The sequence below is a fragment of the Oleiphilus sp. HI0061 genome (assembly GCF_001635675.1).
In genome coordinates this window covers 1-565 of the sequence record NZ_LWFE01000856.1, presented here as the reverse complement: position 1 = coordinate 565, position 565 = coordinate 1, and the positions used below count along the sequence as shown (strand labels likewise).

Annotated in this window: 1 protein-coding gene; it reads left to right on the top strand. The window is 45.8% G+C overall.

What is annotated here, in order from left to right:
- On the top strand, positions 1 to 565 hold a 565-nt coding region (gene rho / locus A3735_RS10195), incomplete at both ends, for a transcription termination factor Rho (protein WP_082885860.1).

The window sequence follows — 565 nt, the reverse complement described above, 5'->3', positions numbered from 1 at the left end:
ATTTGCGTACCGGGGATACGATTTCCGGGAAAATCCGTCCGCCGAAAGACGGCGAGAGATATTTCGCGCTTTTGAAAGTTAGTCAGATCAACTTTGATAAACCTGAGAACTCGAAAAATAAGATTTTATTTGAAAACCTGACCCCTTTGTTTCCAAATGATCGTCTTATTCTGGAAGCCGGTAACGGTAGTACAGAAGATTTGTCAGCGCGTATTCTTGATTTGGTTGCTCCAATTGGTAAAGGACAGCGTGGCTTGGTTGTTTCTCCGCCGAAAGCGGGTAAGACCTTGATGATGCAGAATATTGCTCAGTCTGTCGCGCGCAACAACCCTGAGTGTCACCTCATGGTATTGTTGATTGACGAGCGTCCAGAAGAAGTAACGGAAATGCAGCGTTCGGTTCGTGGTGAGGTTGTAGCCAGTACCTTCGATGAGCCACCAGCTCGTCACGTTCAGGTAGCCGAGATGGTTATCGAGAAAGCAAAACGTTTGGTTGAGCATAAGAAAGATGTCGTCATTATCCTTGACTCTATTACGCGTTTGGCTCGTGCCTATAATACGATTAT